Raw genomic sequence first — 25,690 nt, 5'->3', positions numbered from 1 at the left:
GAAATGGCAACCGGCATTTTCTCCATAAATTGCATTGGAAAGGATGGCCCTGCCATGCCGACCCCCTTTTTTGCCGACCTGGTGCGCGAGCTTGCCCAAGAGGGCGGGACCGGACCGCTGACTCCCACGGGCGCGGTGCCGGGTCATCGCCGCTTTGCCGATATCGTTCCCGTGGATATCCCGTTTCATTATGCGATTTCCGGCATCACCCAGACCGCCCAATGGGAAGTCGGCTTCGGCCGGATCGACGGTGGCGGGCGGCTGTTGCGCGATGTGGTCGCAGCGTCGTCGAACGACGGCGAGCATGTCGATTTTTCGCCGGGACTGAAGACGATCGCGCTGACGGTCGGCGCCGGCTGGTTCGCCGACAGCGATGCGGCGCAAGACATGGTCGAAGCCGGGCTGGCGTCATTGACCGGGGCGATTGCCGCCAAGCAGCCGTTGTCGACGACGCATGAGGCGGTCGCGACGGGGGCCATCGACGATATGCTGACGGTGCGGCGAGGCAGCGGGTGGGTGAATATTCCGCTGTCGAGTCTGGCCTTTCGTGGCGACGACGGACGCCATGCGCTGACGGGTCCGCTCGGCGCGCCGAATGGCAGCGCCGCGGCGCCGGCGATCGGCTTTGATACCGATCCCGATTCGGGCCTGTTTCGCGCCGGCGCGGATATATTGGGATTTGCCGCGGGCGGTAGCGAGCGGATGCGGATCGACGGCTCGGGAAATGTCGGCATCGGCTGCACCCCGCTGGGCGTCACGCGGTTGCAGGTCCGGATCGCCAGCGACCGGCGCTTCACGGTGTTCGCGAACGGTATCGACAGCTGTTTTGGCTATATGAACGACGGCGGCAGCTGGGTCGACACCTTGCTGTGCGGCAATCCGTTGCGGCTGGGCGTCGGTGGCAGCGAGCGCGTGCGCCTCGAAGGTTCGGGCGTGTTCCGTCCGGCGGCGGACAACAACCAGACGCTGGGCGCCGCGGCGCAGCGTTGGGCCGTGCTGTACGCCGGCACGGGCACGATCAACACATCGGACGCGCGCGACAAGACATGGCGCGGCGCCGCGACTGCCGCCGAGGTGCGTGCCGCAAAGCGTATCGCCGCCGAACTGGGTTTTTTCCAGTGGCACGACGCGATTGCCGAAAAAGGAGCAGAGGGCGCGCGGCATCATTTCGGTGTTCGTGCGCAGGCGGTGTGGGCGGTTATGGCCGACGAAGGACTGATCGAGCCGATCGCCGAGGGCGGGGCGCCGAGCAGTCGCTATGCCTTTCTATGCCATGACCAATGGGACGAGGAGGCTGACGAAGGCCGCCCCGCGGGCGACCGTTTCGGCATCCGCACCGACCAGCTGGCGCTGTTCCTGATCGCGGCGCAGGACGCGCGCCTCGCGGCGCTGGAGGCCGCGGCATGATCGACGGATCGGCATTGGCCGCGCGCGCGATCGGCGATGTCGCAAGGCGCGATCTCGCGAGCGAGTGGGCCGGGCCCGAGCCGGCGGCGCCGCAGACGGCGCTGCCGCTGGCGCGCGAAGCGCCGCGGCGCGTGACGGTGCGCAGACCCTGACGGGAGGGGGGGAAGACGATGACGATGATGGTGAAGGATCCGGGCACGCGGATCGATTTCGAGTTCGACTGGGGCGCCGCCTATCCGGGCGGCCAGGCGGTCGTGGCGAGCGACTGGTCGGTCGCACCGGCGGAGGAGGGCGGCGTGACCGTGATCGGCGGCGCGCACGACCTGAAGGAGGTGACCGTCACGCTGGCGGGCGGGGTCGCGGGGCGCGTCTATCGCGTCACCAACCGCGTGACGATGAGCGACGGGCAGATCGACGAACGGTCGATGACCTTGCGGGTGGAGGAGCGATGATGGCGGAAAGCCTGTTGCCGGGCGAGGCCCCGGTGAGCCTGAACGAAGCGCGCGGCTGGCTGCGGCTGGGCGCGACGATCGACGATGCGGTGATCGCGGGGCTGGTGCGCGCGGCGACCAATATCTGCGAGGCGTTCATCGGCCAGTGGCTGGTCGTGCGCGCGGGCGAGGAGGAGGCGCCGCTGCCGGCGGATCGCATTCCGCTTGGGGCGCGGCCGGTGGTCGCGATCGACGGCGTGACATTGTTGTCGCCGGACGGCAGCGAACAGCCGCTCGGCGAGGACGCGTATCGCGTCACGATCGCCCGCGACGGCAGCGGCTGCGTCGCCGTGAATGACCCGGGCGATGCGGCGCGGGTGCGCATCGCCTATCGCGCCGGCATGGCCGAGGACGCGAATGGCGTTCCCGAGGCGGTCCGGCAGGGAATCGTGCGGATGACCCAGCATTTGCACGACGCGCGCGACGGCGCGGAGGCAGGGCCGCCCGCGATGATCGCGGCGCTGTGGCAGCCGTGGCGGCGGCTGACGCTGGGAAGCGCGCGATGAGCGGCGCCGAGCAGGCGGTGCGGGCGAAGGCGTTGGCGCTGCTGACGGACGACGTGGAGCTCGCGGGTCTGGTGCACGGCGTGTTCGACGGCGTGCCGCCGCGGGCGAGCGCGCCCTATGTTTCGGTCGGCGGGGCGGAAGGCCGCGACTGGGGCACCAAGGACCGGGCGGGGCGCGAAGTGCAGGTGGCGCTGGTGCTGAATAGCGTCGGCGAGAGCGCCGACGGCGGTGCCGTCGCGCGGATCGAGGCGGCGGCCGGGGGCTTGCGCGGTGCGGCGGATTGCTGGACGATCGTGGGCGCGCGGGTGGTGCGGACGCGGTTTACCTTCACGCGCGATGGCGGCTGGCGCCGTGAGACGATCGTGCGGTGTCGCTGTCTGGCGGGGTAGGCGGAACGGCGGGTTTCGGCCGAAGCGGACGGTAATCCCTGTGGCGAAGCCATGGGGAGGTGGCAGCGCGAAGCGCTGACGGAGGGGCTAATGACGCAGCGTCGTAGCCCCTCCACCGCGCCCTACGGGCGCGGTCCCCCTCCCCATCGCTGCGCGACAGGGAGGATTTTGATGTCCGCTCCCCACCCCAATGCCGACATTCCCCTGCGCTTGGGGAGGCGGCATCGCTTGCGCTGGCGACCTTTGGCTATTCGCCCGGCATCGTATTGGTCGACTTATAGTCCTTGAACTTTTCGGTGAAATTGGCGTGGTAATCCTCGATCTGGAGGTCGGCGTCTTCGGTCGCGACCGCTTCGGAGTCGCCGCTTGCGCGGCCGAGCGCGATCACCGCCTTGCGAAAGGCGTCGCGCTCGGTCCCGCAGTTCGATTTCACCTGCATTTCATACTGGACGTCTTCGACCTTGGCCTCGAGCGCCTTCTTCATGTCGTCGCGCAGGCATTTGGTGAAGGCGACGCGCGTCGTGGCGACGGTCGCGCTCGGCGATTGGGCCATCATGGCCAAAACCAATGTCGTGATCAGCATCCTGCGACTCCCCATTCCGCATGACTATATTTTGAGGAGGTTAGACCATGGCTATCGAAAATGGGAGCGATTTTCTGCTCAAGATCGGCGACGGCGAAGCGCCGCCGACCTATCGTACGGTCGCGGGCCTGCGCACCACCCAGCTGTCGGTGAACGGCGAAGCGGTGAATGTCACGACCAAGGATTCGGGCGGGTGGCGCGAGCTGCTGTCGGGCGCCGGCGTCCGGTCGGTGTCGGTGAGCGCGGCGGGCATTTTCACGGGTTCGGACGCCGAGGTGCGGCTGCGCGGCCATGCCTTGTCGGGGACCATCGACGATTATGAGCTGAGCTTCGAAAGCGGCGAGCGGATGCGCGGGCGTTTCCTTGTCACGCGGCTCGACTATGCCGGCGATTATAATGGCGAGCGCAATTACACGCTGAACCTGGAATCGAGCGGCGCGGTGGTGAGCCTGTGAGCGGAGCCAACGCGCTCCGCGGCGAGGCGGAGTTGACGGTCGGTGGGCGGCGGCTGGTGCTGCGGCCGAGCTTTGCGGCCCTGGTCGCCGCCGAGGCCGAGCTGGGGCCGCTGTTCGGCCTGGTCGAACGGGCGGCCGAGGGGCGGTTGGGGCTGGGCGAGCTGGCGGGGCTGTTCTGGCATTGCGTCAGTGAGCGGCCCGACACGCTGACGCGCGAAGCGATCGGCGAGGCGGTGGTTGCGCAGGGGCTGGCGGCGGTGACGCCGGCGCTGCGGGTGCTGCTGGGGCAGATATTGCAGGGGCGGTGAGGTGGTGGGGAAGCAGGATGCCCACCCCGCTGCGACTAGCGAGCAAGCTCGCAAGTCTCGCTGCCCCTCCCGCTTGCGGGAGGGGAGTGTCGGGTCTGCGGCGGTGGCGCTTGTGGGCCTGATGGCACGCGTCGCGGGATGGCGGCCGGGCGAGTTCTGGGCGGCGACGCCGGCCGATGTTCGCGCGGCGCTGGCCGGGTGGGTCGACCCCGGCGAGGCGGCCTGTCTCGACGGTGCGGCGCTGGCGGCGATGATGGAGAGATTTCCCGATGGATGAGGTGGACGAAATGGTGGTCGCGGTGCGCGCCGATACCGGAGCGTTCCGGCGCGACATCGCGGCAATGCGCGCCGAACTGGGCGGGCCGCTGGTCGTCGAAGCCGACCGGGCGGGGCGTGCGATCGAGCGGGCGCTGTCGCGCGCGATCGTGAGCGGTAAGATGGGGTTCGAGGATATGAAGCGGCTCGCGCTGTCGGTGATGGCCGATATTGCGCGCACGGCGATTTCGAATGGCATAGGCGCGGCGAGCGGCGGATCGGGCGGCGGGGGATTGCTGTCGCTGGGCACGTCGATCGCGATGGCGCTGTTCGGCGCGCCGGGCCGCGCGACGGGCGGCCCGGTGAGCGCGGGGCGCGCCTATCGCGTCGGCGAGCGCGGACCCGAGCTGTTCGTGCCGACCGCGAGCGGACGGATCGAGGCTGCGGGCGGCGGCGTGCGCAACATCGCGATCACGGTGAATGTGCGGGGCGAGGCGGGCAGCGAGCCCCAGCGGCTGGCGCAGACGGGGCGGCAACTGGCGCGCGCGGTGCGGTGCGCGGTGGCGGCGGGCGAGGATTAAACGGTGGGGGCATTCCACAGTCCCTCACCTGATACTGGGTTGGGGTGGGGGCCATCGACCTTGCGCAAGGCCGATGGCCCCCACCCCACTGCACTAGCGAGCAAGCTCGCAAGTTCCGTTGCCCCTCCCCTGAAGGGGAGGGGTTTATACTATAAACTGGAAAGGCTGTTGCGATGGGTTGGGCATTGGTCGCGGCCGCAGCGCCGCATCATCGCAAGGGCTGGCTCAAGCGGTTCGATCCGCGCTTCTGGACGGTCGATTTCGCGCGGCCGATGATGGCGAGCGTGACGAGCGACGCGCCGGGCACGCTGCGCGTCGAGGCGGTCTTTTACCGGAAGCAGGATCTGGCGGGGCTGATCTGGGAGAGCGAGGATCGCTGGGATCATCCGCTGCTCGCCTATGAGACGAAACGCGATTTCCGGCACACGCGGCTGAGCTTCCGCTGGCGGTCGGGCGGGGTGAAGCCGCTCGATGCGCTGCACGGGCCGACGCTGACGATCGAGGGGCGCGACGCCGCGGGCAGCGCTCGCGCCTGGTATGTAAGGCTGTGGAATTATGCCGAGGGGTCGGCGGAGGATGCCGTCGTCACGCTCGATTTCGATGCGCTCGACGGCGGCTTCCTGCTTCCCGGCGAGGCCGATCCGGTGTGGGCGGGCGATATCGACCGGATGTTCATTTCGCTCGTGCCGCCGGACTATGACGACGGCGACGGCGTGCTGCCGGCGCCGGCGCTGGGCTGGGCCGAGATGAGCGAGATTGCCTGCTCGGGCTCGGGATCGGTGCTGGCGATCGGCGATGTCGTGATGCCCGAGCTGGACCCGGAAAAAGGGGGGCTGGGCATCGCGAGCGGCTACGACGACAGCTATCATCTGACCCCGGCGCGGCTGGTGCGGCAGGTCGTGCAGCTCGGCTATCGCGGCGATATCGTCCATTATGTCGGGATGAGCCATTATATGCGGCTCGAGACGGCGGAGGGTGCATTTCGTGCTGGCGTAGCCGACGGCGCGCTCAATGCGCCGTGCGCGGCGTGGCACGCGGGGTTCGCGGCGGCATGCGAAGCGGCGGGGCTGGGGGTGATCTGGTCGCTCTCCTACGAGCTGTTCGACGCCTATTGCCCCGAAGACTGGAAGCAGCGCGCGAGCGACGGGTCGCCGGCGCTGACCGGGTGGGAGCCGCCGTCGACCTTGCTGTCGCCCGCGAATGACGAGGCGATGGGATATTTGCAGGCGGTCGCGCGCGCGTTCGTCGCGATCGGCGCGGCGGCGGGGCTCGACCTGAAATTCCAGGTCGGCGAACCATGGTGGTGGATCGCGGGCGAAGGGCGGATCTGCGCCTATGATGCCGCGACGACGGCGATGCTGGGGAGCGCGAGCGTGCCGATCGCCGATGTACGCGGGGCGCTGGACGCGTCGCAACTGGCGATGCTCGATGCGCTGGGGGCGCTGCTCGCGGCGTCGACGACGGCGCTGGTCGCGGCGGCGCGGGGCGAGGCGGGCGCGGCGGGGCTGGCGAGCCATCTGCTCGTCTATCTGCCGACGGTGCTCGACCCCGCGGCGCCCGCGCTGCGCCGCGCCAATGTGCCGTTAGGGTGGGCGGCGCCGGCTTTCGACGTGCTACAACTGGAGGATTATGATTGGGTGACCGGCGGGCGCGGCGTGGAAACGGCGCGTGCGCGGACGGCGATGACGGTACGGCTCGGCTACCCGGCCCATGAGCAGCATTATTTTTCGGGCTTCGTGCTGTTGCCCGAGCAGCGCGCGCAATGGGCGGCGATCGCCGAGGCGGCCAGCGCGGCGCGGCGCGCGGGGGTGGCGCGCGCCTTTATCTGGGCGCTGCCGCAGGTGGCGCGGGACGGTTTCGTGACGTTCGACGAACAGGTTGGTGACGGGGAGGATGATGTGCAGGCTTTCGATGCGGTGGATTTCCCCCTTGCGATCGGGCGCGAGGCGGTCGTCGCGACCGAATTTTCGACCCAGATCGTGAGCTCGCCGTCGGGACACGAGCAGCGCGCGAGCGAATGGGCCGAGCCGCGGATGCGTTATGATGCGGGGCCGGGAATCCGGTCCGAAACCGATGTGCGCGCGCTGACCGATTTCTTTCGCGCGCGGCGCGGCGCGGCGCGGGGGTTTCGTTTTCGCGATCCCTTCGACGGGAGTTCGGCGGCCGACGGCGGTCCGCCGGCGGCGGGCGATCAGCTGCTCGGTCTGGGCGACGGGGAACGGCGGCAGTTCGCGCTGGTGAAGCGCTATGGCGAAGGCGATGCCGAACAGGTCCGCCCGATCCGGCTGCCGGTCGAAGGGAGCGTGCGCGTCTCGGTCGACGGGATCGAGACGGCGGCGTTCCTGATCACCGACGATGGCGAGGTGTCGCTCGACGCGGCGCCGGGGCCGGGAGTCGCTGTGCGCGCGGGTTTTCTGTTCGACGTGCCGGTGCGCTTTGCCGAAGACCGGCTGGAGGCGAGTCGCGCGACCTTTCTCGCGGGCGAGTTGGCGAGCGTGCCGCTGGTCGAGGTGCGGGCGCCATGGTGATGACGGAAGCGCCCGGCTGGCTGCGCGAGGAATTGGTGACGCTCGCCTGGTGCTGGCGGCTGGCGCGGCGCGACGGCGTCGCGATCGGCTTCACCTCGCACGACCGTGACCTGATGATCGGCGGGCTTGTGCATCGCGCGGCTCCGGGGATGAAACCCTCGGCGATCGAGACGAACGACAGCCTCGACGTCGCGACGCTGGACATCGAGGGCGCGATTGCGAGCGATGCGATCGCCGCGCGCGATCTGGAGGCGGGGCGCTGGGACGGCGCGGAGCTTGAGCTGTTCGTGGCCGACTGGACCGCGCCCGAGGCGGCGCCGGTGACGGTCGCGCGCGGATCATTAGGTGCAATCGAGCAGCGCGGGGCGGCCTTTTCCGCCGAGCTGCAGGGCGTGACGCGGCTGCTCGATCGGCCGGTGTGCCCGGCTACCTCGCCCTCGTGCCGCGCGATGCTCGGCGACCGCGCGTGCCGCGTCGACCTGGCGCCGCGCGCGGATGTCCGGCCCGTGGTGGCGGTCGACGGGCGCGTGGTGACGCTCGACGCGGCGGTGGGCGGCATGGCGTTCGGCAGCGTGTCGTGGATCGAAGGCGCCAATTGCGGCCTGGAAAGTCCGGTGATTTCGGCGGACGGAAAAAGTCTTCACCTCGCCGAGGCGCCAGCGTTCGCACCAGCGGCACCGGTGCGCGTGCGGCTGGTCGAGGGATGCGACAAGCAGCTTGCGACCTGCCGCGACCGTTTTGCCAATGCGATCAATTTTCGCGGCGAGGCGCATCTGCCGGGCAATGATTTGCTGACGCGTTATCCCGGTGGCTGAATACGGCGAGGCCGCCTTTCGCGCGGCCCGCGCGATGGTGGGGGTCCGGTTTCGCCCGCAGGGGAAAGATCCGGCAACGGGGGTGGACTGTGTCGGGCTGGTGTGGGCGGCCTATGCGGCGGCGGGACGGCGGCTGGCGCGGCCGGCTGCTTATCCGCTGCGCGGCTGGGGATTGGAGCGGATCGAGGGCGCGCTCGCGGCTGCGGGCTTCGTCCGCGCCGGCGATGCGGTGCGTCCCGGCGATGTCGCCCTGATCGCGCATCCGGCGCGGCAATATCATCTCGGCCTGATCGGGCGCGAGACTTTCATTCATGCCCATGCGGGGCTGCGCCGGGTGGTCGAGACGCCGCTCGACTTTGGCGTGCGCGGCGCCCGGCGATGGCGCCTTTCATAAGGGGACGGCAATGGCGACGTTGGTGCTGACGGTGGTGGGCGGGATTGTCGGAGGACCGGTGGGTGCCGCGATCGGCGCGGCGGTCGGACAGCAGGTCGACGCACAGATATTCAAGCCCAAGGGGCGCGAGGGACCGCGGCTCGCCGACCTGAAGGTCCAGGCGTCGACCTATGGCCAGCAGATCCCGCAATTGTTCGGGACGATGCGCGTTGCGGGCAGCGTGATCTGGGCGACCGACCTGATCGAGCGGCGGACCAAGCGCGGCGGCGGCAAGGGGCGGCCGTCGACGAGCGAATATAGCTATGCCGTATCGCTGGCGATCGCACTGTCGTCGCGCCCCGTCCGCGCGATCAAGCGCATCTGGGCCGACGGCAATCTGCTGCGCGGGACGAGCGGCAGTTTTCGCGAGCGCTGCACCTTTCGCTGGTATGACGGGAGCGAGGATCAGGAGGCCGATCCGTTGATCGCGTCGGCGCTGGGGATCGCGTCGGCGAGCGCGTTTCGCGGGCTGTCGTACGCGGTCTTCGAGGAACTCGAACTGGGGGCGTTCGGCAACCGGATCCCGTCGCTGACCTTCGAGGTCGAGGCCGATGTGGGGAGTATCGACGTCGGGCTGATCGGCGACGAACTGCTCGGAGACGTGGGGCGCTGCGGCGGCGTGTGGCCCTTTTCGGGCTATGCGGCGTCGGGCGACCGGGCACGCGACGCGCTGGCGCCGCTGTTCGATGCCGACGGAGTGCGGCTGGCGAGCGGGCCCGAGGGTTGGCATTTGGCGCCGGCGACAGGAGCGGGCGACGTGCCGACGCTGAGCGGCTTTTTCGAGGCGCGGCGGAACGACGCCGCTGGCGATTGCGCCGAGCGGCAACGCGCGCCCTTGTCGTCGCTGCCGGGGACGGTCCGCCTGCGCCACTATGAACCGGAGCGCGATTTTCAACTTGGCCAGCAGACGAGCCGGATCGCGGGCGGCGGCGCGCGCGAGGAACGAATCGACCTGCCGGCGGTGCTGCCGGCGTCGTCGGCGCGGGCGCTGGCGCAACGCCTGGCCTCCGCCGCTGCGGACGAGCGCGAGACGGTGATTCGGCACGCCGACCTGGCCGCGCTGGCGCTAACCGTCGGAGAGGTTGTCGCCGGCGCCGACGGGAGCCGCTGGCGACTGGTGGGACGGATAGTGCGCGGGAACGAAATCTCGCTCGAACTGCGACGCCACCAACCGCTGCCCGCCGCCGAGCTTCCGGCAGCGCCAGGCGTTCCGGTCGGCGCTCCCGACTGGCCCGACGCCGCCGGCATGGTTCACCTGTTCGATCTTCCCAACGCGGGTAGCTCCGCCGCCTCGACGCCCAGAATCCTGATCGCCGGGGCCGGTAGCAACGATGGCTGGCGTGGCGCCGATTGCTGGTTTGTCGCGTCGCCCGGGGCCGAACCAGTCTCCGTGGGATCGTTGCGCCCGGCGGCAGCGCTCGGCCTGCTTGCCGCGCCGCTGACGGCGGGGAGCGAAAGCCTGTTTGATCTTGTCGGCACGGTGACGGTCGAACTGGTCAATTCGTCGATGGTGCTCGAATCGGTTGACGAAGCCGCGCTGCTGGCCGGTGCCAACCGGGCCATGGTCGGTGGTGAGCTGCTGCAGTTCGGCCAAGCCGAGATTGTGGGGCCGGGGATATGGCGTTTGACGCGCTTGCTCCGCGGGCGTTCGGGGACCGCGAGCAAGCTGATTCATCCGGTGGGCGAGCCATTTGTCCTGCTCGACGATCCGGCGTTGCTGATGCTGCCCGAGGTGCTTGCCGCAATGACAGCGGGAGGAAGCGCGGCGCTTCAATGGGCGGCGCGGAACGATACTGCGCTCACCGAGATCGAGATAGTGGCGGCCGGACAAGCGTTGGAACCGCTTTCGCCCGTACACGGGCAAGTCCGCCCGGACGGCGCGGGCGGAATCACGATCGGATGGACAAGGCGAAGCCGCGTCGACACCGGCTGGCGCGACCATGTCGACCTGCCGCTGGGCGAAGCCCGGGAAATGTGGCGCGTTTCGATGGTGCCGCCGGTCCCCGGCGTCGGGCCATGGGAACTGGAGACACCGACGCTCAATATCGGCGCCGACGAGTTGGCGGCGCTGGCACCGGGACACGCGATGGAAATTCGTCAAACGGGGGATTTTTCCCAGTCACCGCCGCTTTTCCTGACTTTGACATAAGGACAGATCATGACCGACATGCCGATCACGCCGCGCTTTGGGTTACCGTTACTTGCCGTTGCGCAAGCGCAAAAGGAGGTAACCCACAACGAAGCTCTGACCTTGCTCGACGCGCTCGTTCACGCAACGGTCGAAGCGGGGCCGCTTGCGACACCGCCCGCGAATCCAGTTGCCGGAGAATGCTGGATCGTCGGTGCCGCGCCGGCTGGGGCCTGGGCCGGGCATGCCGATGCAATCGCGATCGGGACGGCGGGCGGATGGCGATTTGCGGCGCCGCGCGAGGGGATGCGCGTCATCCGGATCGTCGATGGAGCGCGGCTCCGATTCGAGGGCGGGACCTGGATTGAGCCGGCAACGGTCGCCGCGCCCGCAGGCGGCTCGGTGGTCGACTCCGAAGCGCGGAGCGCAATCGCAGTGCTGATCACGCAGCTCGTCGCGGAGGGTATCCTGATTTCAGGCTGAATTTCCGTGCGTTGACAGAAAAGGTGCGACTTTTTGGCAACAGATTGACGATTTGTTTCACTTGCACGGAACCAAAGCGGCGAGTAGGACGTCTGCCGAGACGTATATCTCAAATTGAAAGGGGAATTACTATGAGGAAGCTTGCCGTCGCTGTGGCGTTGGCCTCCACCACCCTGACGTCGCCTGCCATGGCGCGCGACGACTCCTGGTATGTTGGTGTTGGTGCCGGCGCAATGCTCGTCGAGGACCTGGACCTCGATATCGGCACCTTCAACAATGCCGGTACGCTCGATCATCGCGCTGGCTACGATGTCGAAGGCACCGTCGGTTATGACTTCGGCGGTTTCCGCGCGGAAGTCGAAGTCGGTTTCCGTGAAGCCGACATCAAGTCGGGCCGTTTCACGAGCCCCGGCATTCCGAGCACCCCTGGTGCCACCGGCCCCAATTTCACCGGCAACACCGATCTGAACGGCGATTCGAACGCGCTCAGCTTCATGGTCAATGGTCTGCTCGACTTCGGTGACGACGACGGCCTTCAGGGCTTTGTCGGCGGCGGCGCCGGTGTCGCCCGCGTTTCGGTCGAACCCGTTTTCGCGGGTCCGTTCCTCGATGATTCTGACACGGGCTTCGCCTGGCAGGCGATCGCGGGCGTCCGCGCTCCGCTCAGCGACAACATCGACGTTGGTCTGAAGTATCGCTTCTTCAACGCCGACAACCTCGATCTGGTCGATCAGGCCGGTCGCGACGTTTCGACGCGTTTCCGTTCGCACTCGATCCTCGGCACGCTGACGTTCAACTTCGGTGGCGCAGAACCGCCGCCGCCGGTCGTGGAATGCGCACCTGGGCCGTACATCGTGTATTTCGACTGGGATCAGTCGAACATCACGCCGGAAGCGGCTTCGACGCTGGACAACGCGATCAGCGCCTACAACCGTGGTTGCACGGGTACGCAGGTCATGCTCGCCGGTCACGCCGACCGTTCGGGTTCGGCCACGTACAACGTCGGCCTGTCGAACCGCCGCAACGACGCGGTTCGCAGCTATCTGACCGCTCGTGGTATCTCGGATGGCTCGATCAGCGCGCAGGGCTTCGGCGAAACCCGCCCGGCCGTTGCGACCGCCGACGGCGTCCGCAACGACCAGAACCGTCGCGTGGAAATCACTTACGGTCCGAACTCGGGCATGTAAGACCGGTTTTCATTCCCGATGGGGACTGGAAGAAAAGAGGGCGGCACCGAAAGGTGTCGCCCTTTCTTCATGCGCGATTTGCGCGGAGAGCTATGGGAAGGCCGCTTGCGATTTTTCTTGCCGATTTGGTATGATGATATACCATCACGTTCTAGGCATGGGATGATCCCAAGTCCTTGAACGGGGTGGGGCGCTCACCGGTTATGGCCCTCATTCCCAAGCGGGAGAGAGACGATGCGCAAACGCAGCATGTTCCATCGCAGCATTTTTCGCGCCGACCCCAATGGTGATCCCGACATCAACACGACGCCGCTGATCGATGTGATGCTGGTAATGCTGGTGATGTTCATCATTACCATTCCGCCGCCGACGCACAGCATCGATGTGACGTTGCCGCTCGATGAGGTCACCGGCAAGATACTCGACCAAAATCGCGTGACGATCGATACAAGCGACGTGATCCGCTGGAACGACGAAGCGATCGACCTCGCCGAGCTGGGGGTTCTGGTAAGGCAGGCGTCGAAGCGTGCAGAGCCGGCGGCGATCCTGCTCGAACCCGATGCACGGGCGCGTTATCTGCGCGTTGACGAAGCAATCGGAGCAATCCGGCGCAATGGCGGGACCAAGCTCGCCTTTCCAGGTATCGAGGGTTACGCCGGGCTGATCTGAGATCCGGCGCGTCCTCGCTCAGGCGACGGGCGCCGTTCCGGGGCGGAGATGGCGCATCATATAGGCGACATAATCGGCCTTGCCGAGCGGGACGCCCATGTGGCGCAGCACGGCATAGGCGGCGACGCGGTGGAAGTAGAATTGCGGCTGCGCCCAGTCGCGGACATAGTCCGCGGCGCTGAGATCGAAGACCATGCCGTTCGGCAGGTCGAAGCTGACCGCCCGCGCCATGTCGTCACCGAGTGCGGTGCGATCGACGCCATCGAGGACCGCCAGCGTCGCGGCGATCTGCTCCTGCATTCCGGCGAAGTCTGTCGCATCGTCGGGAAGCTCCGGCACGGCAATGCCTCCAAGCCGGCTCAGGGGCTGCAAGGCCTGGCTGCAGGTAAAGCGGATCTGCGAGGCGAGCGGGAACATGTCGGGCGCCAGCCGCGCGACCGCGAACTGCAGCTCGCCGATGCCGTTAGCCGTGCCCCACAGGCTTGCTTTCGACAGCTCTCCGGACAGAGCCTTCAGGCCATTTTGGTAGGCCGGTACGGTCAAATCGTAAAGCATCGTCCTTTTCCTCCGATTGTCAGGCCGCGGCGAGATTGTCCTGGAACTGAAGCCGCGCAAGGCGAGCGTAGAGGCCGTCGGCCGCGACGAGTTCATCATGGCGGCCTTCCTCGACGATGCGGCCATCGTCCATCACGATGATGCGGTCGGCGGCGCGCACGGTCGCGAGGCGGTGGGCGATGACGATTGTGGTGCGATCGGCCATCAGCGTTTCGAGCGCGTCCTGCACGAGCTTCTCGGATTCGGCGTCGAGCGCCGAGGTCGCTTCATCGAGCAGCAGCAACGGCGCTCGGCGCAGCAGTGCACGCGCGATTGCGATGCGCTGGCGCTGGCCGCCCGAAAGGCGCGCGCCGCCTTCGCCCATGAAGGTGTCGAGTCCTTGCGGCAATTTGCGGAGGAATTCCTCGGCATTGGCGGCGCGCGCGGCGTCCCACAATTCCTCGTCGCTTGCGGTCCAGTTGCCGTAGCGCAGGTTGTCGCGCGCTGAGGCAGCGAAGATCACCGTTTCCTGTGGCACCATCGCTATGCGCGCGCGGATGTCGGCGGGGTCGGCCTCGGTCAGCGGCACGCCGTCGAGCAGGATCTGCCCCGCATGCGGATCATAGAAACGTTCGGCAAGCTGGAAGAGCGTCGACTTGCCGGCACCCGAGGGGCCGACGATCGCGACCGTCTCGCGCGGGCGGATCGCGAGCGTGAAATCGTGGAGCGCCGGCGCATCGGGACGGGTCGGATAGTGAAATTCGACCGTCGCGAATTCGAGCGTACCCAGTGCCGGCACGGGGAAGGGGAGCGGCTTTGCGGGCGGCGCGATCGTCGCTTCGGCGTTTAGGAGTTCGCTGAGTCGCTCGGCGGCGCCGGCAGCGCGGAGCAGATCGCCATAGACTTCGGTAAGCGCGCCGAACGCTCCCGCGACGAGCCCGCCTGTCAGGACGAAGGCGGCGATGGTGCCGCCCGTAATCGTCCCTTGCGCCACGCCTTCGGCGCCGTACCAGAGCAGGGTCGTGATCGCACCGAAAAGCAGGCCGATGACCGTCGCGGTGATGATCGCGCGCAGACGGATGCGGCGCTTCGCGGTCGCGAAATTGGCTTCGACCGCGGCAGAGAAACGATCAGCCTCGCGCGCTTCCTGACCGAACGCCTGGACGATTTTCATCGCCCCCATCTGTTCGGCGGTGGTCGCGCCGATGTCGGCGACGCGATCCTGACTGGTCCGCGAGACTTTCTGAAGCCGCCGGCCGAGCAGCACGATCGGCAGGATGATCACCGGGATGCCGAGAAGGATGCCCGCGGTGAGTTTCGGCGAGAGGCTGAACAGATAGACGATGCCGCCGACGCCCATCACCATGTTCCGCAACGCGACCGATACGGTTGTCCCGACCACCTGCTCGATGATCGCGGTATCCGACGTCATGCGCGAGGCAATTTCGGACGGGCGGTTTTCTTCGAAGAAGCCGGGCGCGAGGCGCAGCAAGTTGCGCTGCACCGCTTGGCGGATGTCGGCGACGGTACGCTCGCCGAGCCAGCTGACGAAATAGAAGCGCAGCGCGGTAGCCACGGCGAGCGCAACGACGATCGCGTAGAAGAGGCGGAAATGCGGCGCAACGTCACCGCCGCCGGCGATAAAGCCGCTGTCGATCATTTCCTTGAATTGATAAGGGATTGCGAGCGTCGCTAGCGCAGCAACCCCAAGCGCGATCGCGGCGACGATCAGTTGCAGCGGGTAGCGACTGGCGTGTTGCCACACCATGCGCAGACTGCCGAGCTTGCGGCGGGGTTCGGCGGAAGCGTTCGCGGCGGAAAGGTCGGACTGGCTGGCCATCGCACCGGCCCTAGCAGCGGCGGGGACCGGGCTCAACGATACAGAATGATGCTGCGCTTCAGATGCTTTGAAGTCGCGCTGCAAGGAGGAGCGCGGCGATGGCGCCGCGCTCCTCCTCTTTTGTCAGCGATTATCGAGCTGCGCACGCACGGCGCGAAGTCCCGGCTGCGTGATGCGATACGGCGCGCCGCCGTGCGAGGCGATGAAACCGCGGCGCCGTAGCCGGTTGAACAGCGACAGGCCGGTGTTCGCGAGGACGTAGCCGTCGCGGGTGAAGCACAGCGCCTCGACGATATGGCCGGTTTCGTTTCGCCGATGGCGGATCATGCCGCCTTGCGCCAGCACATGGAGCACGCGCTGCTCCGCTTTCGAGATATTCATGGGATATGTCCGGAAATTGCATGCAACAACGGCGCGCCGACGCTGGTCGGCACGTAGCGCACATCCCGTTTTCGCCGGGATGTTAGCGGTTGCCCGCAATCTCAGACATAATCACTCCACCGGCGCATCATGCGCCTTGCCATGCAGATATTCGCAATCGGTGCCCGTCGCAATGGCTTTGACGCATTGCACAATGAGACGGAGCCCCTAGACTGCTCATCAAAGAGCAGGCGCCGAAGAGCGCCGCCGGGCTACGCAAGGAATGATCTGGATATGCTGTATCACGCGTTTGACATGCAGAAGAATTGGCTTGCCGGGGCGAGTGCGCTCGCGACCGCGGGGGCGCAGGTGATGCAGCATCCTGCGAATCCGCTCGGCTATTTCGGCGGAAGCCCCATGTTCGCCTCCGCGCTCGAGGTGTTCGCGCACGCTGCGGCGCCGCGCGGCAAGCCGGGTTTCGAACTCTATGACACCGTCGTCAACGGCGAGACCGTGCGTGTCGCCGAAGCGATCGAGGCACGCAAGCCTTTCGGCCAGCTCAAGCATTTCAAGCATAAGGGCACGAAGGATGCGCCCAAGCTGTTGATCGTCGCCCCTATGTCGGGCCATTATGCGACGCTGCTGCGCGGTACGGTCGAACGGATGCTGCCGGGGCACGATGTGTGGATCACCGACTGGCGCGATGCGCGGAACGTACCGCTGGAGGCGGGCCGGTTCGATCTCGACGATTATGTCGATTATCTGATCTCGTGGCTCGAACATATCGGCCCCGGCGCGCACGTGCTGGCGGTGTGTCAGCCGTCAGTTCCGAGCCTGGCTGCCGCGGCGGTCATGGCGGCGAACGGGCATAAATACCGGCCCAGGACGCTGACGATGATGGGCGGGCCGATCGACACGCGCAAGGCGCCGACCGCGGTGAACGACCATGCGATGACTCGGCCGCACGCCTGGTTCCAGGAAAATGTGATTGCGACCGTGCCGGCCTATTATCCGGGGGCGGGCCGCCGCGTCTATCCGGGCTTTCTGCAACTCGCCGGCTTCATGTCGATGAATCTCGGCAATCATATGATGAGCCATTGGGAGATGTTCAAACATCTGGTCGATGGCGACGGCGAGAGCGCCGACAAGACCAAGGAATTTTACGACGAATATCGCGCGGTGTGCGACATGACGGCCGAATTCTATCTCCAGACGGTCGACATGGTATTCCAGCGCCACCTGCTACCGAAGGGCGAGATGACGCATCGCGGCCAGACGGTCGATATCGGGGCGATCGAGGACATTGCGATCCTCGCGATCGAGGGCGAGCGCGACGATATTTCGGGGATCGGCCAGACCAAAGCGGCGCTGACGCTCGCGAAGGCACTACCCGCGAACCGGAAGAAATATCTGATGGCGAAGGGCGTCGGCCATTACGGCATCTTCAACGGCCGCAAATGGCGCGAGGAGATCGCGCCCGTAGTCGAGAAATGGATCCGGACACACGGCGGTTAACGGTCGGTTGCGGCCTCTTACATCGTCATCCCTGCGAAAGCGGGGACCCAGTGCGCGCGTAGGCTGATCCCGCACTGGGTTCCCGATTTCGCGGGAATGACGAAGGTAGAGAATGGCAGCTCTCCATCCCTAAGCTGCCGTTAAATGCCCGGTCAATGCCAAGGCGAAGTCCGCACGGCCCAATAGACGATATAGAGGAGCCCTGCCCATAGCAGCAGGATGAACGCCATGCCGGCTCGGCTCGACGGGCGCTCGCTTGCGGCCTCGGCGGCGGCGTGCAGTTCGGTCCATAGCGGTGCGGGGATCAGCCGCCGAACCGCGAGCAGGCCGAGCGGGACGATAACGAGATCGTCGAGCCAGCCGAGTAGCGGGATGAAGTCGGGAATGAGATCGATCGGCGACAGCGCATAGGCGGCTACCGCGACTGCGAGGGCGCGCGCGATCAAAGGCACCCGCGGGTCGCGCGCAGCAAGCCAGGCGGCATGCCCCTCGATCGCGAGGCGGTGGCCGAGATCGCCGATGCGCTGGGAAAGGGATTTGCCGGTCATAGCGATCTACACTAGCCTACCTGTATGGCTATCCAACTGAAAAGCGCGCGCGTCGAACGCTGGGCCGTCGCCGGCGAGTTCGTCATCAGCCGCGGCGCCAAGACGCACGTCGACGTCGTCGTCGCCGAAATCGAGGGAAGAGGCGAGATCGGGCGCGGCGAGGGCACGCCCGTCTATTATCTCGGCGAGGATGCGGCGGGTTGCCGCGATCAGATATTGCTCGCTGCGCCGCATATCGGCGATATGGGCGCTGCCGAGGCGCGCGCAGCGGTGCAGGAGCTGATGGCGCCGGGCGCGGCGCGCAACGCGCTCGATTGTGCGCTATGGGATCTGGAAGCGCGGCAACGCGGGCTCCGGCTCTGGCAGCTTGCCGGCTGCGACGGGGCGCCCACTGCGCGCGTCACGGCCTATACGATCTCGCTCGGCACGCCGGGGGCGATGGCCGAACAGGCGGCGACGGCGGCCGCCGACGGCTATCGGCTGCTCAAGATCAAGCTCACCGGCGAAGGCGACCGGCTGCGCGTCGCGGGGGTCCGCAAGGGCGCACCCGAAGCGCGGCTGATCGTCGATGCGAACGAAAGCTGGGGCGAGATCGATATTTTGAGCGAGGCCGAGGCGCTCGCCGACATGGGAGTCGAAATGATCGAGCAGCCCGTGCCGGTGGGCGCCGATGCGCTGCTCGATCCGATTTATGCGCCGCTGCCCTTTATCGCCGACGAAAGCTGCCAGACCGCCGCCGACGTGGCGCGGATCGGGCCTTTCTATGACGGGGTGAACATCAAGCTCGACAAGGCGGGCGGGCTGACCGAAGCGCTCAGGATCGCCGACGCCGCCGACGCGGCGGGACTGTCGATCATGGCCGGGTGCATGCTCTCGACCAGTCTCGCGATCGCGCCGGCCTTCGTGCTGGCGCAGCGCGCGAAATGGGTCGACCTCGACGGTCCCGCATTGCTGGCGCGGGACCGCGAAGGGGGGTTCGAATTTCGCGAGGGGCGGATCGGGCCGCCGGCGATCTGACCCTAGAGCGCGACTTCGGCGTGCTTGCCAAGGTCGCCGTCCCTCATCGTCATTCCGGTCGCGAGCTTGAACATGCCCTTGATTCCGGGATCGGCGGTCCAGATTTCGGCATCGTCGAGATCGAAACGCAGCAGGACGAGCTTGGGATCGTCCTTGCCGCCCGGATACCAGGCCGCGATGCTGTTGTTCCACAATTTGTCGAGCACCGCGCGATTATTTTCGTGCACCAGCGTTCCCGAAATGCAGGCGAACAGGTCGTGACCCTTGGCCGCAAATTGCGCCATGGCCGGTCCGCCGGCCGCCAAGCGATTGTCGGTCGCGGTGAAGAACCAGAAAGCGCTGTTCGCGTCCTTGTCGAGCTGCGCGTTCATCGGGATATGATGTTCGCGTTCGCCGGTCGCGCCGAGCATGACGTAGGGGCTGTCGGCCAAGGCTTTCCAAAACTGCTGTTTGATATCGTCGCTCATCGAAAGGCTCCATTTCTGTCCCCCGATGACCGATCAACGCGGCAGCGGTGCACTTGTTGCCCGGTTCAGCGCCGCCGCGGCTCGGCATAGCTGACGACTTCATATTCGATGCCGTCGGGATCGAAGAAATAGAAGCGGCGGCCGGGTTCGTAATCGCCGTGGTTGAACGGCGTGAGCCCCACCGCCTTCACCCGCATCTCGATCGTGTCGAGATCGTCGACCTGCACCCCGATATGGTTGAGCGGCTCGCCCTTGGGATAGCGCGCATCCGCGTGCTGGCCGTCGGGGCCGGTGTAGAGCGCGATATAGGCGGCGTCGCTGCCGAGGTGGATCGTCCGCCCGCCGTCGCGCGCGGGGCCGCGCCAGCGTTCGTGCCAGCCGAAGATCGCCGACAGGATGCCCGCAGTGCGGTCGGGATCGCTGACGGTCAGATTGACGTGCTCGATGAAGGGATGCGTCACGGGGAACTCCTGATTCGGGTTGACGCAGCGGCTTATGAAAGCTCAAGTGAGGTTTAGATCAAGCGAAAAGCGAGGAGCGCGGATCATGCACCGAACCGATCTGATCGCGATCGGCGAACTCGCCGCGCGCACCGGCGTCGCGGTGTCGGCGATCCGATTTTACGAGGCGAAGGGGCTGATCGAGGCGCTGCGCACCGGCGGCGGACAGCGTCGCTTCCTGCGGGCCGATATCCGCCGCGTCTCCTTCATCCTGATCGCGCAGCAGATGGGGTTGAGCCTCGAGGAGGTCGGCGACGAGCTGGCTCGATTGCCTGCGGGGCGAACGCCCAACGGCGCCGACTGGATGCGGATCAGCACCGGATTGCGCGCGCGGATCGACGCGCAGATCGCGGCGCTGACGCGAACGCGCGGGCTGCTCGACCAGTGCATCGGCTGCGGTTGCCTGTCGCTCAAGAAATGCGGGCTCTACAACCGCGGGGACAAGGCGGCGCAGCGCGGAGCGGGGCCGCGCTATGTGATCGGCGACCGGGCGGGGGAGATTGCCGAGATCGGCTGACGGCATAGGGATGGGGAGGGGAGGTTTCCGATCCTCCCTGTGGCGAAGCCATGGGGAAGGGGGACCGTCCGCGAAGGCGATGGTGGAGGGGTCGCGACGTCGCGCCATTAGCCCCTCCGTCAGCGCTTCGCGCTGCCACCTCCCCATCGCTACGCGACAGGGAGGAGCAAACGGCCGTTACAGGTCGATACCGCCCCTCAGGCTGCGCTTAACGTCTCGATCTCGGGCGCGCCCGCAAGGCAGGGGCCGAGCTTGGCGCCGAGGGTGCGGAAGTGGTCCGAGGCGCGATGCGCTTCCACTGCGGCTTCGTCGTCATAGCATTCCATGACCTTGTAGGCGCCCGCCTCCGCGGTGCGGAACAGCTTGTAATAGCTGTTGCCGGCTTCGTTCGCTCGAACGGCGGCGGCGAGTTCGGCGAATACGCCTTCAAACGCCTCTTCCTTGCCGGGTTGCACGCGCAGGGTTGCGATGATGCCGATGCTGCTCATATCTCTCTCCTCTTGCAATCAGGCTCTGAGATCGGGGTCGACATGCCAGCCGTCCTCGACCTGAATGCCAAAGCTGTTCAATATCATCGATACCTGTGTGTACTGACCGACGGTCATGACGAGGTCCATGCGTCCCTTGTCGCCGAGCGGCGCGAGCGCGGCCCAGGTCGTGTCGGTCACGAAATGATTGGCCGTCAGTTCGTCGGTCGCGTGGAGCATCGCGCGGTCGAGGTCGTTCCAGCCCTCTGCATCGGGACCGGCCTTGATGCGCGCGATCTCGTCCTCGGAAAGGCCGCAGTCGAGGCCGATGCGCTTGTGCTGTGTCCACTCATAACCCGAACGGCAGTTGTAACCGGTGCGCAGGATGACAAGTTCGCGGTCGCGCGGGGTGAGCGCGTTGCGCCGCGACAGGATATAATTGCCCCAGCCGAGGAAGGCGGTGAGCGCCTTTGGCGCATGCGCCAGCGTGCGGAAGATATTGAGAATCTTGCCGCCCCCGACCTTGCCTCCCTGACCATTGGGGCCGGAAGCAAGGAAGGGTTCGAGCGCGGCGCGCTGGTCGGCATCGAGCCGGTCGAGATCGACCGGCTCGATACGCGGAGCGTTTAGTCTCATTTAACGGGCCGCAAATCAGAAGACCTCGAACAGGCCCGCTGCGCCCTGGCCGCCGCCGATGCACATGGTGACGACGGCATATTTGACGCCGCGGCGCTTGCCCTCGATCAGCGCGTGGCCGACGCAGCGCGCGCCGGTCATGCCGAAGGGGTGGCCGATCGAGATCGAGCCGCCGTTGACGTTGAGCAGCTCGTTCGGGATGCCGAGCTTGTCGCGGCAGTAGAGGACCTGCACGGCAAAGGCTTCGTTGAGTTCCCAAAGGCCGATGTCGTCCATCTTGAGCTCGAAGCGTTCGAGCAGCTTGGGGATCGCGAAGACGGGGCCGATGCCCATTTCGTCGGGCTCGGTGCCCGCGACCGCCATGCCGACATAACGGCCGAGCGGCTGGAGGCCGCGCTTTTCGGCGACCTTGGCTTCCATCACGACGCATGCCGACGAGCCGTCGGCGAGCTGGCTAGCGTTGCCCGCGGTGATCGTATGGCCTTCGCCCATCACCGGCTTCAGGCTCGCGAGCCCTTCGAGCGTCGTGTCGGGACGGTTGCACTCGTCCTTGTCGGCGACGACGTCCTTGAAGCTGACTTCCTTCGTTTCCTTGTTCACCACGGCCATGGTGGCGGGGCAGGCGACGATTTCGTCGTCATATTTGCCCGCGGCCTGCGCCGCGGCGGTGCGCTGCTGCGACTGGAGCGAATATTCGTCCTGCGCTTCGCGGCTGATGTTGTAGCGTTTCGCGACGACCTCGGCGGTGCCGATCATCGGCATATAGGTGTCCTTGTGCATCGCGATCAGCTCGGCGTCGGTCTCGATGAACACCTTCCCGCTTCCGCTGACCTTCGAGATCGACTCGATACCGCCGGCGACCGCGATATCCTGACGATCGACGATGATCTGCTTCGCGGCGGTCGCGATAGTCATCAGGCCCGACGAGCACTGGCGGTCGATCGACATGCCGGGGACGGTGACGGGCAGGCCCGAACGCAGCGCGATCAGGCGCGCGACGTTCATCGTCTGCGAACCCTGCTGCATCGCGGCGCCGAAGACGACGTCGTCGATCTCGCCGCCTTCGACCCCGGCGCGCTCGACCGCGGCGCGAACCGCATGCGCGCCCAGCGTCGGGGCGAGCGTGTTGTTGAACGAGCCGCGCGCCGCCTTGGTCAGCGGGGTGCGGGCGGTGGAAACGATAACGGCGTCACGCATGATAGGGGTCCTTCTTTCTGATTCCGGTTGTCTTAACGGGGGAGGTCAGCCGGTATAACTGTGCTTTAAACGAAGAACTGGCTGATCCATTCGGCGATCAGCGCGGGCTTCTCCTCGCCTTCGATCTCGATCGTCACTTCATTGGTCTGCTGCCACTGACCGGGGCGCTTTTCTTCGAGTTCGAGCAGCTTCACATGGCTGCGCACGCGCTTGCCCGAACGGACGGGGGCGAGGAAGCGCACCTTGTTGCCGCCATAGTTGACGCCCATTTTCACGCCCGCGATCTTCGGACCGTCGGTCTTCTGGCCGAGCATCGGGATCAGCGACAGCGTCAGGAAGCCATGCGCGATCGTGCCGCCGAAGGGCGTGAGCTTCGCCTTTTCCTCGTCGATATGGATGAACTGATGATCGCCCGTTGCATCGGCGAACTTGTTGATCATGTCCTGATCGACGAGCACCCATTCGGATGTGCCCAGATGCTCACCGACCCTGGCTTGCAGGTCCTGCGGCGTGATGGTGGCCATATCTCATCCCCTCGAATTGCTGGTTCGGGGCGCGTTCTAGGCCTCTCTTGCCGCATTGCACAAGGGCCAAGCCCCGCAGCCGCGTCGCCGTAGCGTCAGGTCTTGACGGGCTTCGGCGTCTTCATCGTCACGCTCTCGGCATAGGGAAGAATCATCGTGCCGTCGGGCGCCGCAGTGAAGGTGGTCTGGGTCGGATAGGCGAATTCATAGCCCGCGCCCGCCATCGCTTCGAACAGCCGGATCGCGACGTCGGTACGCGCGGCGGTGACGACGTCATAATCGTCGCTGAACACGTCGAAGAGCAGTTCGAAGTCGAGACTCGACGGGCCGAAGGTGACGAAGCTCGAACGGATGAACTCCTGTCCGGCCGTCTTGACCTGTTCTTCGAGCAGCGCGGGCAGGTCGCGCAGCATCGCGGGCGTTGTCTGATAGACCACGCCGATCATGAAGGTCACGCGGCGGCGATGGAGATGCGCGAAATTGGTGATTTCCTTGGCGAGCAGATTGGTGTTCGAAATGACGAGCAGCTCGCCGTTGACCGAGCGCAGCCGCGTGCTCTTGAGCCCGATGCGCTCGACCGTCGCGGTGCTCATGTCATATTTGATCGTCTCGCCGACGCGGAACGGCCGGTCGAAAATGATCGAGAGCGAGGCGAAGAGGTCGGAGAAGATGCCCTGCGCGGCGAGGCCGATCGCGATGCCGCCGATGCCGAGGCCGGCGACCAGCCCGGTGACGTTGACCCCCATATTGTCGAGGATGACGATGCCCGCGATCGCGAACAAAGCGACGCTGATCAGCAGACGGATGATGCCCATCGCGTTCGACAGCGTTTCGTTGTGGCCTTCGGCGGCGCGGCGCTGGATCAGCCCGAGCACGATCTCGCGTACCCAGATCGCGACCTGCAGCACCACTGCGACGGTGAATACCAACTGGATGATCTGCATGATCACCGCGGGCGGCTGCGCATAGCCCGCGACCAGGCGGATCGCGATGATCGCGAGCACGGCCGATTTGGTCTTGTGGATTACGCGCCCGGCGATGTGGGTCAGCGACATGTCGCCCTCGGCCGACTGCGCGTATTTGAGCGCAAAGCGGCGAAGCATCGAGAGGATGAAATAGATGGCGAGACCGGCGCCGATCGCGATGCCGATCTGCAGCCAATGGCCGTTCACCCACGCGACGCTCATGTCCCAATAGCGTTGCAGGTCTTCGATCGGGTTGGTCGCCACGGTCTTTGCGGGCGCAGCTTTGGGAGCGGCAGTCGTCGCGGCGGCGAGCAGGGAGAAAGTCACGTCAGGTCCTCTTGAAATCGGATCAGGCGGATTGGAGTAGCACCGCGGCGGCGGGCGCCTGCTCCAGATAGGTCAAAAATCCGCGTTCGTAACGCGAAAGATAGCGTGTCGCGCGCGGCAGCGTTCCGACGGCCGCCGGGAAGTCCGCGCGCTCCTGCGCCGCCGCGATCATCGCTGGATGAACATAGGCCTTGCGCGCGATCGCGGGAGTGTTGCCGAGGCGGTCTGCAACATATTCGAGCATCGCCTTCAGCGTCGGCGGTTCGGGCGCGTCGTAAAGGAAGGCGAAGGCCTCCACGCTGGCCGACCAGGTACGGAAATGCTTGGCGCTGAACTCATCGCCCATCGCCTCGCGGATATAGGCGTTCACATCGTCCGATCCGACCGCGCAGAGGCTGTCCGCATCCTCATATTGAAAAAGCTTCTGTCCCGGCAGGTCCTGCAGCCGGCGCACCAGCGTCGAAAGGCTGCGGTCGCTGATCGTCACGTCGCGTTTTGCGCCGCCCTTGGCCACATATTGCAGGCGCAACGTCTTGCCTGAAGCCTTCGCATGGCGCTGGCGCAGCGTCGTTGCACCGAAGCTTTTGTTCGCGGTGACATATTGCTCGTTGCCGATGCGCAGCGCGGCGAGGTCGAGCAGGCGCACGACCGCCGCGACGACGCGTTCCGAACACAGCGTCCGGCGGGCGAGATCGTCGGCAAGGCGCGCGCGGAGCAGCGGCAGCGCGTGGCCGAAGGCGGCGCAGCGGTCATATTTGTCGGCCTCGCGCGCCATCCGGAAGTCGGGGTGATAGCGATATTGCTTGCGTCCGCGCGCGTCATAGCCGGTCGCGAGGATATGGCCGTTCGGCGCGGGACAGAACCAAGCGTCCTCATAAGCCGGGGGCAGTGCGATCGCGTTGAGGCGGTCGATTTCGTCGCGGTCGCGGATGATCTTGCCCTTGGCATCGCGGTAGCGCCAGCCGACCCCCGAACGCTCGCGGCCGATGCCGGGCAGGCTGTCGTCGACATGGACAAGGCGGGTTGTGGCCATGCGTCCATAGCGCCTTGCTGCGCCA

General features: G+C 66.5%; 32 protein-coding genes. 19 read left to right on the top strand and 13 right to left on the bottom strand.

What is annotated here, in order from left to right; all coding sequences use genetic code 11:
- The first annotated feature begins 54 nt into the window (after positions 1 to 54).
- From OVY29_RS12110 to OVY29_RS12090, 5 genes are read left to right on the top strand one after another with little or no spacing between them, the layout of a single operon-like run.
- Positions 55 to 1,407, top strand: coding sequence for a tail fiber domain-containing protein (locus OVY29_RS12110; RefSeq protein WP_313911465.1), 1,353 nt, complete (start codon positions 55 to 57; stop codon positions 1,405 to 1,407).
- The gene (locus OVY29_RS12105) at positions 1,404 to 1,559 is read left to right on the top strand and encodes a hypothetical protein (protein WP_161786544.1); all 156 of its coding nucleotides are present in this window, start codon (positions 1,404 to 1,406) and stop codon (positions 1,557 to 1,559) included. The genes OVY29_RS12110 and OVY29_RS12105 overlap by 4 nt, the downstream gene beginning before the upstream one ends.
- A gap of 18 nt (positions 1,560 to 1,577) precedes the next feature.
- Positions 1,578 to 1,859 (top strand): hypothetical protein, encoded by a 282-nt coding sequence (locus tag OVY29_RS12100; protein ID WP_037555398.1) that lies wholly within the window; start codon positions 1,578 to 1,580, stop codon positions 1,857 to 1,859.
- Positions 1,856 to 2,404, top strand: coding sequence for a hypothetical protein (locus OVY29_RS12095; RefSeq protein WP_313911464.1), 549 nt, complete (start codon positions 1,856 to 1,858; stop codon positions 2,402 to 2,404). The genes OVY29_RS12100 and OVY29_RS12095 overlap by 4 nt, the downstream gene beginning before the upstream one ends.
- Positions 2,401 to 2,793, top strand: coding sequence for a DUF3168 domain-containing protein (locus OVY29_RS12090; protein ID WP_152567610.1), 393 nt, complete (start codon positions 2,401 to 2,403; stop codon positions 2,791 to 2,793). Before OVY29_RS12095 ends, OVY29_RS12090 begins: the two co-directional genes overlap by 4 nt.
- Positions 2,794 to 3,040: 247 nt before the next feature.
- On the opposite strand, the gene OVY29_RS12085 is transcribed toward OVY29_RS12090, so the two are convergent.
- Positions 3,041 to 3,376 carry a hypothetical protein gene (locus OVY29_RS12085; RefSeq protein ID WP_037555399.1) on the bottom strand — a complete coding sequence of 112 codons (336 nt, stop codon included), beginning with the start codon at positions 3,374 to 3,376 and terminating at the stop codon, positions 3,041 to 3,043.
- A 47-nt stretch (positions 3,377 to 3,423) separates the two neighbouring features.
- On the opposite strand from OVY29_RS12085, the gene OVY29_RS12080 reads away from it, so the two are divergent.
- The 11 genes from OVY29_RS12080 to OVY29_RS12030 all read left to right on the top strand — a co-directional run bounded on the left by OVY29_RS12080 (position 3,424) and on the right by OVY29_RS12030 (position 13,218).
- Positions 3,424 to 3,831 (top strand): phage major tail protein, TP901-1 family, encoded by a 408-nt coding sequence (locus OVY29_RS12080; RefSeq protein WP_037555400.1) that lies wholly within the window; start codon positions 3,424 to 3,426, stop codon positions 3,829 to 3,831.
- On the top strand, positions 3,828 to 4,139 hold the full coding sequence (locus tag OVY29_RS12075) for a gene transfer agent family protein (protein ID WP_037555401.1): 312 nt from the start codon (positions 3,828 to 3,830) through the stop codon (positions 4,137 to 4,139). Before OVY29_RS12080 ends, OVY29_RS12075 begins: the two co-directional genes overlap by 4 nt.
- 121 nt (positions 4,140 to 4,260) lie before the next feature.
- Positions 4,261 to 4,416 carry a phage tail assembly chaperone gene (locus OVY29_RS12070; protein ID WP_081933216.1) on the top strand — a complete coding sequence of 52 codons (156 nt, stop codon included), beginning with the start codon at positions 4,261 to 4,263 and terminating at the stop codon, positions 4,414 to 4,416.
- A complete protein-coding gene (locus OVY29_RS12065; RefSeq protein WP_313911463.1) occupies positions 4,409 to 4,975 on the top strand; it encodes a tail tape measure protein in 567 nt (188 codons plus the stop codon). The genes OVY29_RS12070 and OVY29_RS12065 overlap by 8 nt, the downstream gene beginning before the upstream one ends.
- A gap of 173 nt (positions 4,976 to 5,148) precedes the next feature.
- Positions 5,149 to 7,503 (top strand): DUF2460 domain-containing protein, encoded by a 2,355-nt coding sequence (locus tag OVY29_RS12060; RefSeq protein WP_052182459.1) that lies wholly within the window; start codon positions 5,149 to 5,151, stop codon positions 7,501 to 7,503.
- A complete protein-coding gene (locus OVY29_RS12055) occupies positions 7,503 to 8,318 on the top strand; it encodes a DUF2163 domain-containing protein (RefSeq protein ID WP_313911462.1) in 816 nt (271 codons plus the stop codon). The genes OVY29_RS12060 and OVY29_RS12055 overlap by 1 nt, the downstream gene beginning before the upstream one ends.
- Positions 8,311 to 8,712 carry an NlpC/P60 family protein gene (locus OVY29_RS12050; protein WP_037557334.1) on the top strand — a complete coding sequence of 134 codons (402 nt, stop codon included), beginning with the start codon at positions 8,311 to 8,313 and terminating at the stop codon, positions 8,710 to 8,712. Before OVY29_RS12055 ends, OVY29_RS12050 begins: the two co-directional genes overlap by 8 nt.
- Positions 8,713 to 8,722: 10 nt before the next feature.
- Complete coding sequence (locus OVY29_RS12045) at positions 8,723 to 10,900, top strand: phage tail protein (protein WP_313911461.1); 2,178 nt, start codon at positions 8,723 to 8,725, stop codon at positions 10,898 to 10,900.
- 9 nt (positions 10,901 to 10,909) lie between these two features.
- The gene (locus OVY29_RS12040; protein ID WP_037557331.1) at positions 10,910 to 11,362 is read left to right on the top strand and encodes a DUF2793 domain-containing protein; all 453 of its coding nucleotides are present in this window, start codon (positions 10,910 to 10,912) and stop codon (positions 11,360 to 11,362) included.
- Between the two features lie 131 nt (positions 11,363 to 11,493).
- Positions 11,494 to 12,549, top strand: coding sequence for an OmpA family protein (locus tag OVY29_RS12035; RefSeq protein ID WP_313911460.1), 1,056 nt, complete (start codon positions 11,494 to 11,496; stop codon positions 12,547 to 12,549).
- 234 nt (positions 12,550 to 12,783) lie between these two features.
- Positions 12,784 to 13,218 (top strand): biopolymer transporter ExbD, encoded by a 435-nt coding sequence (locus OVY29_RS12030; protein ID WP_313911459.1) that lies wholly within the window; start codon positions 12,784 to 12,786, stop codon positions 13,216 to 13,218.
- Positions 13,219 to 13,236: 18 nt separating this feature from the next.
- Here OVY29_RS12030 and OVY29_RS12025 read toward each other — a convergent pair whose 3' ends face one another.
- The 3 genes from OVY29_RS12025 to OVY29_RS12015 all read right to left on the bottom strand — a co-directional run bounded on the left by OVY29_RS12025 (position 13,237) and on the right by OVY29_RS12015 (position 15,973).
- Complete coding sequence (locus OVY29_RS12025) at positions 13,237 to 13,773, bottom strand: DUF1993 domain-containing protein (RefSeq protein WP_313911458.1); 537 nt, start codon at positions 13,771 to 13,773, stop codon at positions 13,237 to 13,239.
- A gap of 19 nt (positions 13,774 to 13,792) precedes the next feature.
- Positions 13,793 to 15,592, bottom strand: coding sequence for an ABC transporter transmembrane domain-containing protein (locus OVY29_RS12020; protein WP_313911457.1), 1,800 nt, complete (start codon positions 15,590 to 15,592; stop codon positions 13,793 to 13,795).
- Between the two features lie 123 nt (positions 15,593 to 15,715).
- Positions 15,716 to 15,973, bottom strand: coding sequence for a YjhX family toxin (locus tag OVY29_RS12015; RefSeq protein ID WP_037555938.1), 258 nt, complete (start codon positions 15,971 to 15,973; stop codon positions 15,716 to 15,718).
- 273 nt (positions 15,974 to 16,246) lie between these two features.
- Between OVY29_RS12015 and OVY29_RS12010 the strand changes: the two genes are divergently transcribed.
- Positions 16,247 to 17,467, top strand: a complete 1,221-nt coding sequence (locus OVY29_RS12010) for a polyhydroxyalkanoate depolymerase (protein ID WP_313911456.1) — start codon at positions 16,247 to 16,249, stop codon at positions 17,465 to 17,467.
- A gap of 152 nt (positions 17,468 to 17,619) precedes the next feature.
- On the opposite strand, the gene OVY29_RS12005 is transcribed toward OVY29_RS12010, so the two are convergent.
- Positions 17,620 to 18,015 (bottom strand): YkvA family protein, encoded by a 396-nt coding sequence (locus tag OVY29_RS12005; RefSeq protein ID WP_081933109.1) that lies wholly within the window; start codon positions 18,013 to 18,015, stop codon positions 17,620 to 17,622.
- 24 nt (positions 18,016 to 18,039) lie between these two features.
- Here OVY29_RS12005 and OVY29_RS12000 point away from each other — a divergent pair, with 24 nt between their 5' ends.
- A complete protein-coding gene (locus OVY29_RS12000) occupies positions 18,040 to 19,032 on the top strand; it encodes a dipeptide epimerase (protein ID WP_037555936.1) in 993 nt (330 codons plus the stop codon).
- Positions 19,033 to 19,034: 2 nt separating this feature from the next.
- Here OVY29_RS12000 and OVY29_RS11995 read toward each other — a convergent pair whose 3' ends face one another.
- The gene (locus OVY29_RS11995; protein WP_037555935.1) at positions 19,035 to 19,499 is read right to left on the bottom strand and encodes a pyridoxamine 5'-phosphate oxidase family protein; all 465 of its coding nucleotides are present in this window, start codon (positions 19,497 to 19,499) and stop codon (positions 19,035 to 19,037) included.
- 65 nt (positions 19,500 to 19,564) lie between these two features.
- Positions 19,565 to 19,960, bottom strand: coding sequence for a VOC family protein (locus OVY29_RS11990; protein ID WP_037555934.1), 396 nt, complete (start codon positions 19,958 to 19,960; stop codon positions 19,565 to 19,567).
- Positions 19,961 to 20,045: 85 nt separating this feature from the next.
- Here OVY29_RS11990 and soxR point away from each other — a divergent pair, with 85 nt between their 5' ends.
- A complete protein-coding gene (gene soxR, locus OVY29_RS11985; RefSeq protein WP_313911455.1) occupies positions 20,046 to 20,516 on the top strand; it encodes a redox-sensitive transcriptional activator SoxR in 471 nt (156 codons plus the stop codon).
- 197 nt (positions 20,517 to 20,713) lie between these two features.
- Here the strand turns inward: soxR and OVY29_RS11980 are convergent, their stop codons facing one another.
- The 6 genes from OVY29_RS11980 to OVY29_RS11955 all read right to left on the bottom strand — a co-directional run bounded on the left by OVY29_RS11980 (position 20,714) and on the right by OVY29_RS11955 (position 25,665).
- The gene (locus OVY29_RS11980) at positions 20,714 to 21,004 is read right to left on the bottom strand and encodes a putative quinol monooxygenase (RefSeq protein WP_037555932.1); all 291 of its coding nucleotides are present in this window, start codon (positions 21,002 to 21,004) and stop codon (positions 20,714 to 20,716) included.
- 18 nt (positions 21,005 to 21,022) lie between these two features.
- A complete protein-coding gene (locus OVY29_RS11975) occupies positions 21,023 to 21,619 on the bottom strand; it encodes a carboxymuconolactone decarboxylase family protein (protein WP_037555931.1) in 597 nt (198 codons plus the stop codon).
- 15 nt (positions 21,620 to 21,634) lie between these two features.
- Positions 21,635 to 22,816, bottom strand: a complete 1,182-nt coding sequence (locus OVY29_RS11970; protein ID WP_037555930.1) for an acetyl-CoA C-acyltransferase — start codon at positions 22,814 to 22,816, stop codon at positions 21,635 to 21,637.
- 65 nt (positions 22,817 to 22,881) lie between these two features.
- Positions 22,882 to 23,340 (bottom strand): MaoC family dehydratase, encoded by a 459-nt coding sequence (locus tag OVY29_RS11965; RefSeq protein ID WP_037555929.1) that lies wholly within the window; start codon positions 23,338 to 23,340, stop codon positions 22,882 to 22,884.
- Between the two features lie 95 nt (positions 23,341 to 23,435).
- Positions 23,436 to 24,527, bottom strand: coding sequence for a mechanosensitive ion channel family protein (locus OVY29_RS11960; RefSeq protein WP_409581479.1), 1,092 nt, complete (start codon positions 24,525 to 24,527; stop codon positions 23,436 to 23,438).
- Positions 24,528 to 24,654: 127 nt separating this feature from the next.
- Positions 24,655 to 25,665: a DNA topoisomerase IB gene (locus OVY29_RS11955; protein ID WP_037555954.1), complete on the bottom strand. Its 1,011-nt coding sequence runs from the start codon at positions 25,663 to 25,665 to the stop codon at positions 24,655 to 24,657.
- Positions 25,666 to 25,690: the final 25 nt, after the last annotated feature.

This window comes from Sphingopyxis sp. SE2 (assembly GCF_032227185.1).
Classification (GTDB): Bacteria; Pseudomonadota; Alphaproteobacteria; order Sphingomonadales; family Sphingomonadaceae; genus Sphingopyxis.
The sequence above is the reverse complement of the archived record's forward strand: the minus strand, read 5'-3'. Positions and strand labels throughout refer to the sequence as shown.

Bases quoted from the DNA above. Each gene is read 5' to 3' on its own strand.
- OVY29_RS12110 (WP_313911465.1), top strand. From the start codon at position 55: ATGCCGACCCCCTTTTTTGCCGACCTGGTGCGCGAGCTTGCCCAAGAG.
- OVY29_RS12105 (WP_161786544.1), top strand. From the start codon at position 1,404: ATGATCGACGGATCGGCATTGGCCGCGCGCGCGATCGGCGATGTCGCA.
- OVY29_RS12100 (WP_037555398.1), top strand. From the start codon at position 1,578: ATGACGATGATGGTGAAGGATCCGGGCACGCGGATCGATTTCGAGTTC.
- OVY29_RS12095 (WP_313911464.1), top strand. From the start codon at position 1,856: ATGATGGCGGAAAGCCTGTTGCCGGGCGAGGCCCCGGTGAGCCTGAAC.
- OVY29_RS12090 (WP_152567610.1), top strand. From the start codon at position 2,401: ATGAGCGGCGCCGAGCAGGCGGTGCGGGCGAAGGCGTTGGCGCTGCTG.
- OVY29_RS12085 (WP_037555399.1), bottom strand. From the start codon at position 3,376: ATGCTGATCACGACATTGGTTTTGGCCATGATGGCCCAATCGCCGAGC.
- OVY29_RS12080 (WP_037555400.1), top strand. From the start codon at position 3,424: ATGGCTATCGAAAATGGGAGCGATTTTCTGCTCAAGATCGGCGACGGC.
- OVY29_RS12070 (WP_081933216.1), top strand. From the start codon at position 4,261: ATGGCACGCGTCGCGGGATGGCGGCCGGGCGAGTTCTGGGCGGCGACG.
- OVY29_RS12065 (WP_313911463.1), top strand. From the start codon at position 4,409: ATGGATGAGGTGGACGAAATGGTGGTCGCGGTGCGCGCCGATACCGGA.
- OVY29_RS12060 (WP_052182459.1), top strand. From the start codon at position 5,149: ATGGGTTGGGCATTGGTCGCGGCCGCAGCGCCGCATCATCGCAAGGGC.
- OVY29_RS12055 (WP_313911462.1), top strand. From the start codon at position 7,503: ATGACGGAAGCGCCCGGCTGGCTGCGCGAGGAATTGGTGACGCTCGCC.
- OVY29_RS12045 (WP_313911461.1), top strand. From the start codon at position 8,723: ATGGCGACGTTGGTGCTGACGGTGGTGGGCGGGATTGTCGGAGGACCG.
- OVY29_RS12040 (WP_037557331.1), top strand. From the start codon at position 10,910: ATGACCGACATGCCGATCACGCCGCGCTTTGGGTTACCGTTACTTGCC.
- OVY29_RS12035 (WP_313911460.1), top strand. From the start codon at position 11,494: ATGAGGAAGCTTGCCGTCGCTGTGGCGTTGGCCTCCACCACCCTGACG.
- OVY29_RS12030 (WP_313911459.1), top strand. From the start codon at position 12,784: ATGCGCAAACGCAGCATGTTCCATCGCAGCATTTTTCGCGCCGACCCC.
- OVY29_RS12025 (WP_313911458.1), bottom strand. From the start codon at position 13,773: ATGCTTTACGATTTGACCGTACCGGCCTACCAAAATGGCCTGAAGGCT.
- OVY29_RS12020 (WP_313911457.1), bottom strand. From the start codon at position 15,592: ATGGCCAGCCAGTCCGACCTTTCCGCCGCGAACGCTTCCGCCGAACCC.
- OVY29_RS12015 (WP_037555938.1), bottom strand. From the start codon at position 15,973: ATGAATATCTCGAAAGCGGAGCAGCGCGTGCTCCATGTGCTGGCGCAA.
- OVY29_RS12010 (WP_313911456.1), top strand. From the start codon at position 16,247: ATGCTGTATCACGCGTTTGACATGCAGAAGAATTGGCTTGCCGGGGCG.
- OVY29_RS12005 (WP_081933109.1), bottom strand. From the start codon at position 18,015: ATGACCGGCAAATCCCTTTCCCAGCGCATCGGCGATCTCGGCCACCGC.
- OVY29_RS12000 (WP_037555936.1), top strand. From the start codon at position 18,040: ATGGCTATCCAACTGAAAAGCGCGCGCGTCGAACGCTGGGCCGTCGCC.
- OVY29_RS11995 (WP_037555935.1), bottom strand. From the start codon at position 19,499: ATGAGCGACGATATCAAACAGCAGTTTTGGAAAGCCTTGGCCGACAGC.
- soxR (WP_313911455.1), top strand. From the start codon at position 20,046: ATGCACCGAACCGATCTGATCGCGATCGGCGAACTCGCCGCGCGCACC.
- OVY29_RS11980 (WP_037555932.1), bottom strand. From the start codon at position 21,004: ATGAGCAGCATCGGCATCATCGCAACCCTGCGCGTGCAACCCGGCAAG.
- OVY29_RS11975 (WP_037555931.1), bottom strand. From the start codon at position 21,619: ATGAGACTAAACGCTCCGCGTATCGAGCCGGTCGATCTCGACCGGCTC.
- OVY29_RS11970 (WP_037555930.1), bottom strand. From the start codon at position 22,816: ATGCGTGACGCCGTTATCGTTTCCACCGCCCGCACCCCGCTGACCAAG.
- OVY29_RS11965 (WP_037555929.1), bottom strand. From the start codon at position 23,340: ATGGCCACCATCACGCCGCAGGACCTGCAAGCCAGGGTCGGTGAGCAT.
- OVY29_RS11960 (WP_409581479.1), bottom strand. From the start codon at position 24,527: ATGAGCGTCGCGTGGGTGAACGGCCATTGGCTGCAGATCGGCATCGCG.
- OVY29_RS11955 (WP_037555954.1), bottom strand. From the start codon at position 25,665: ATGGCCACAACCCGCCTTGTCCATGTCGACGACAGCCTGCCCGGCATC.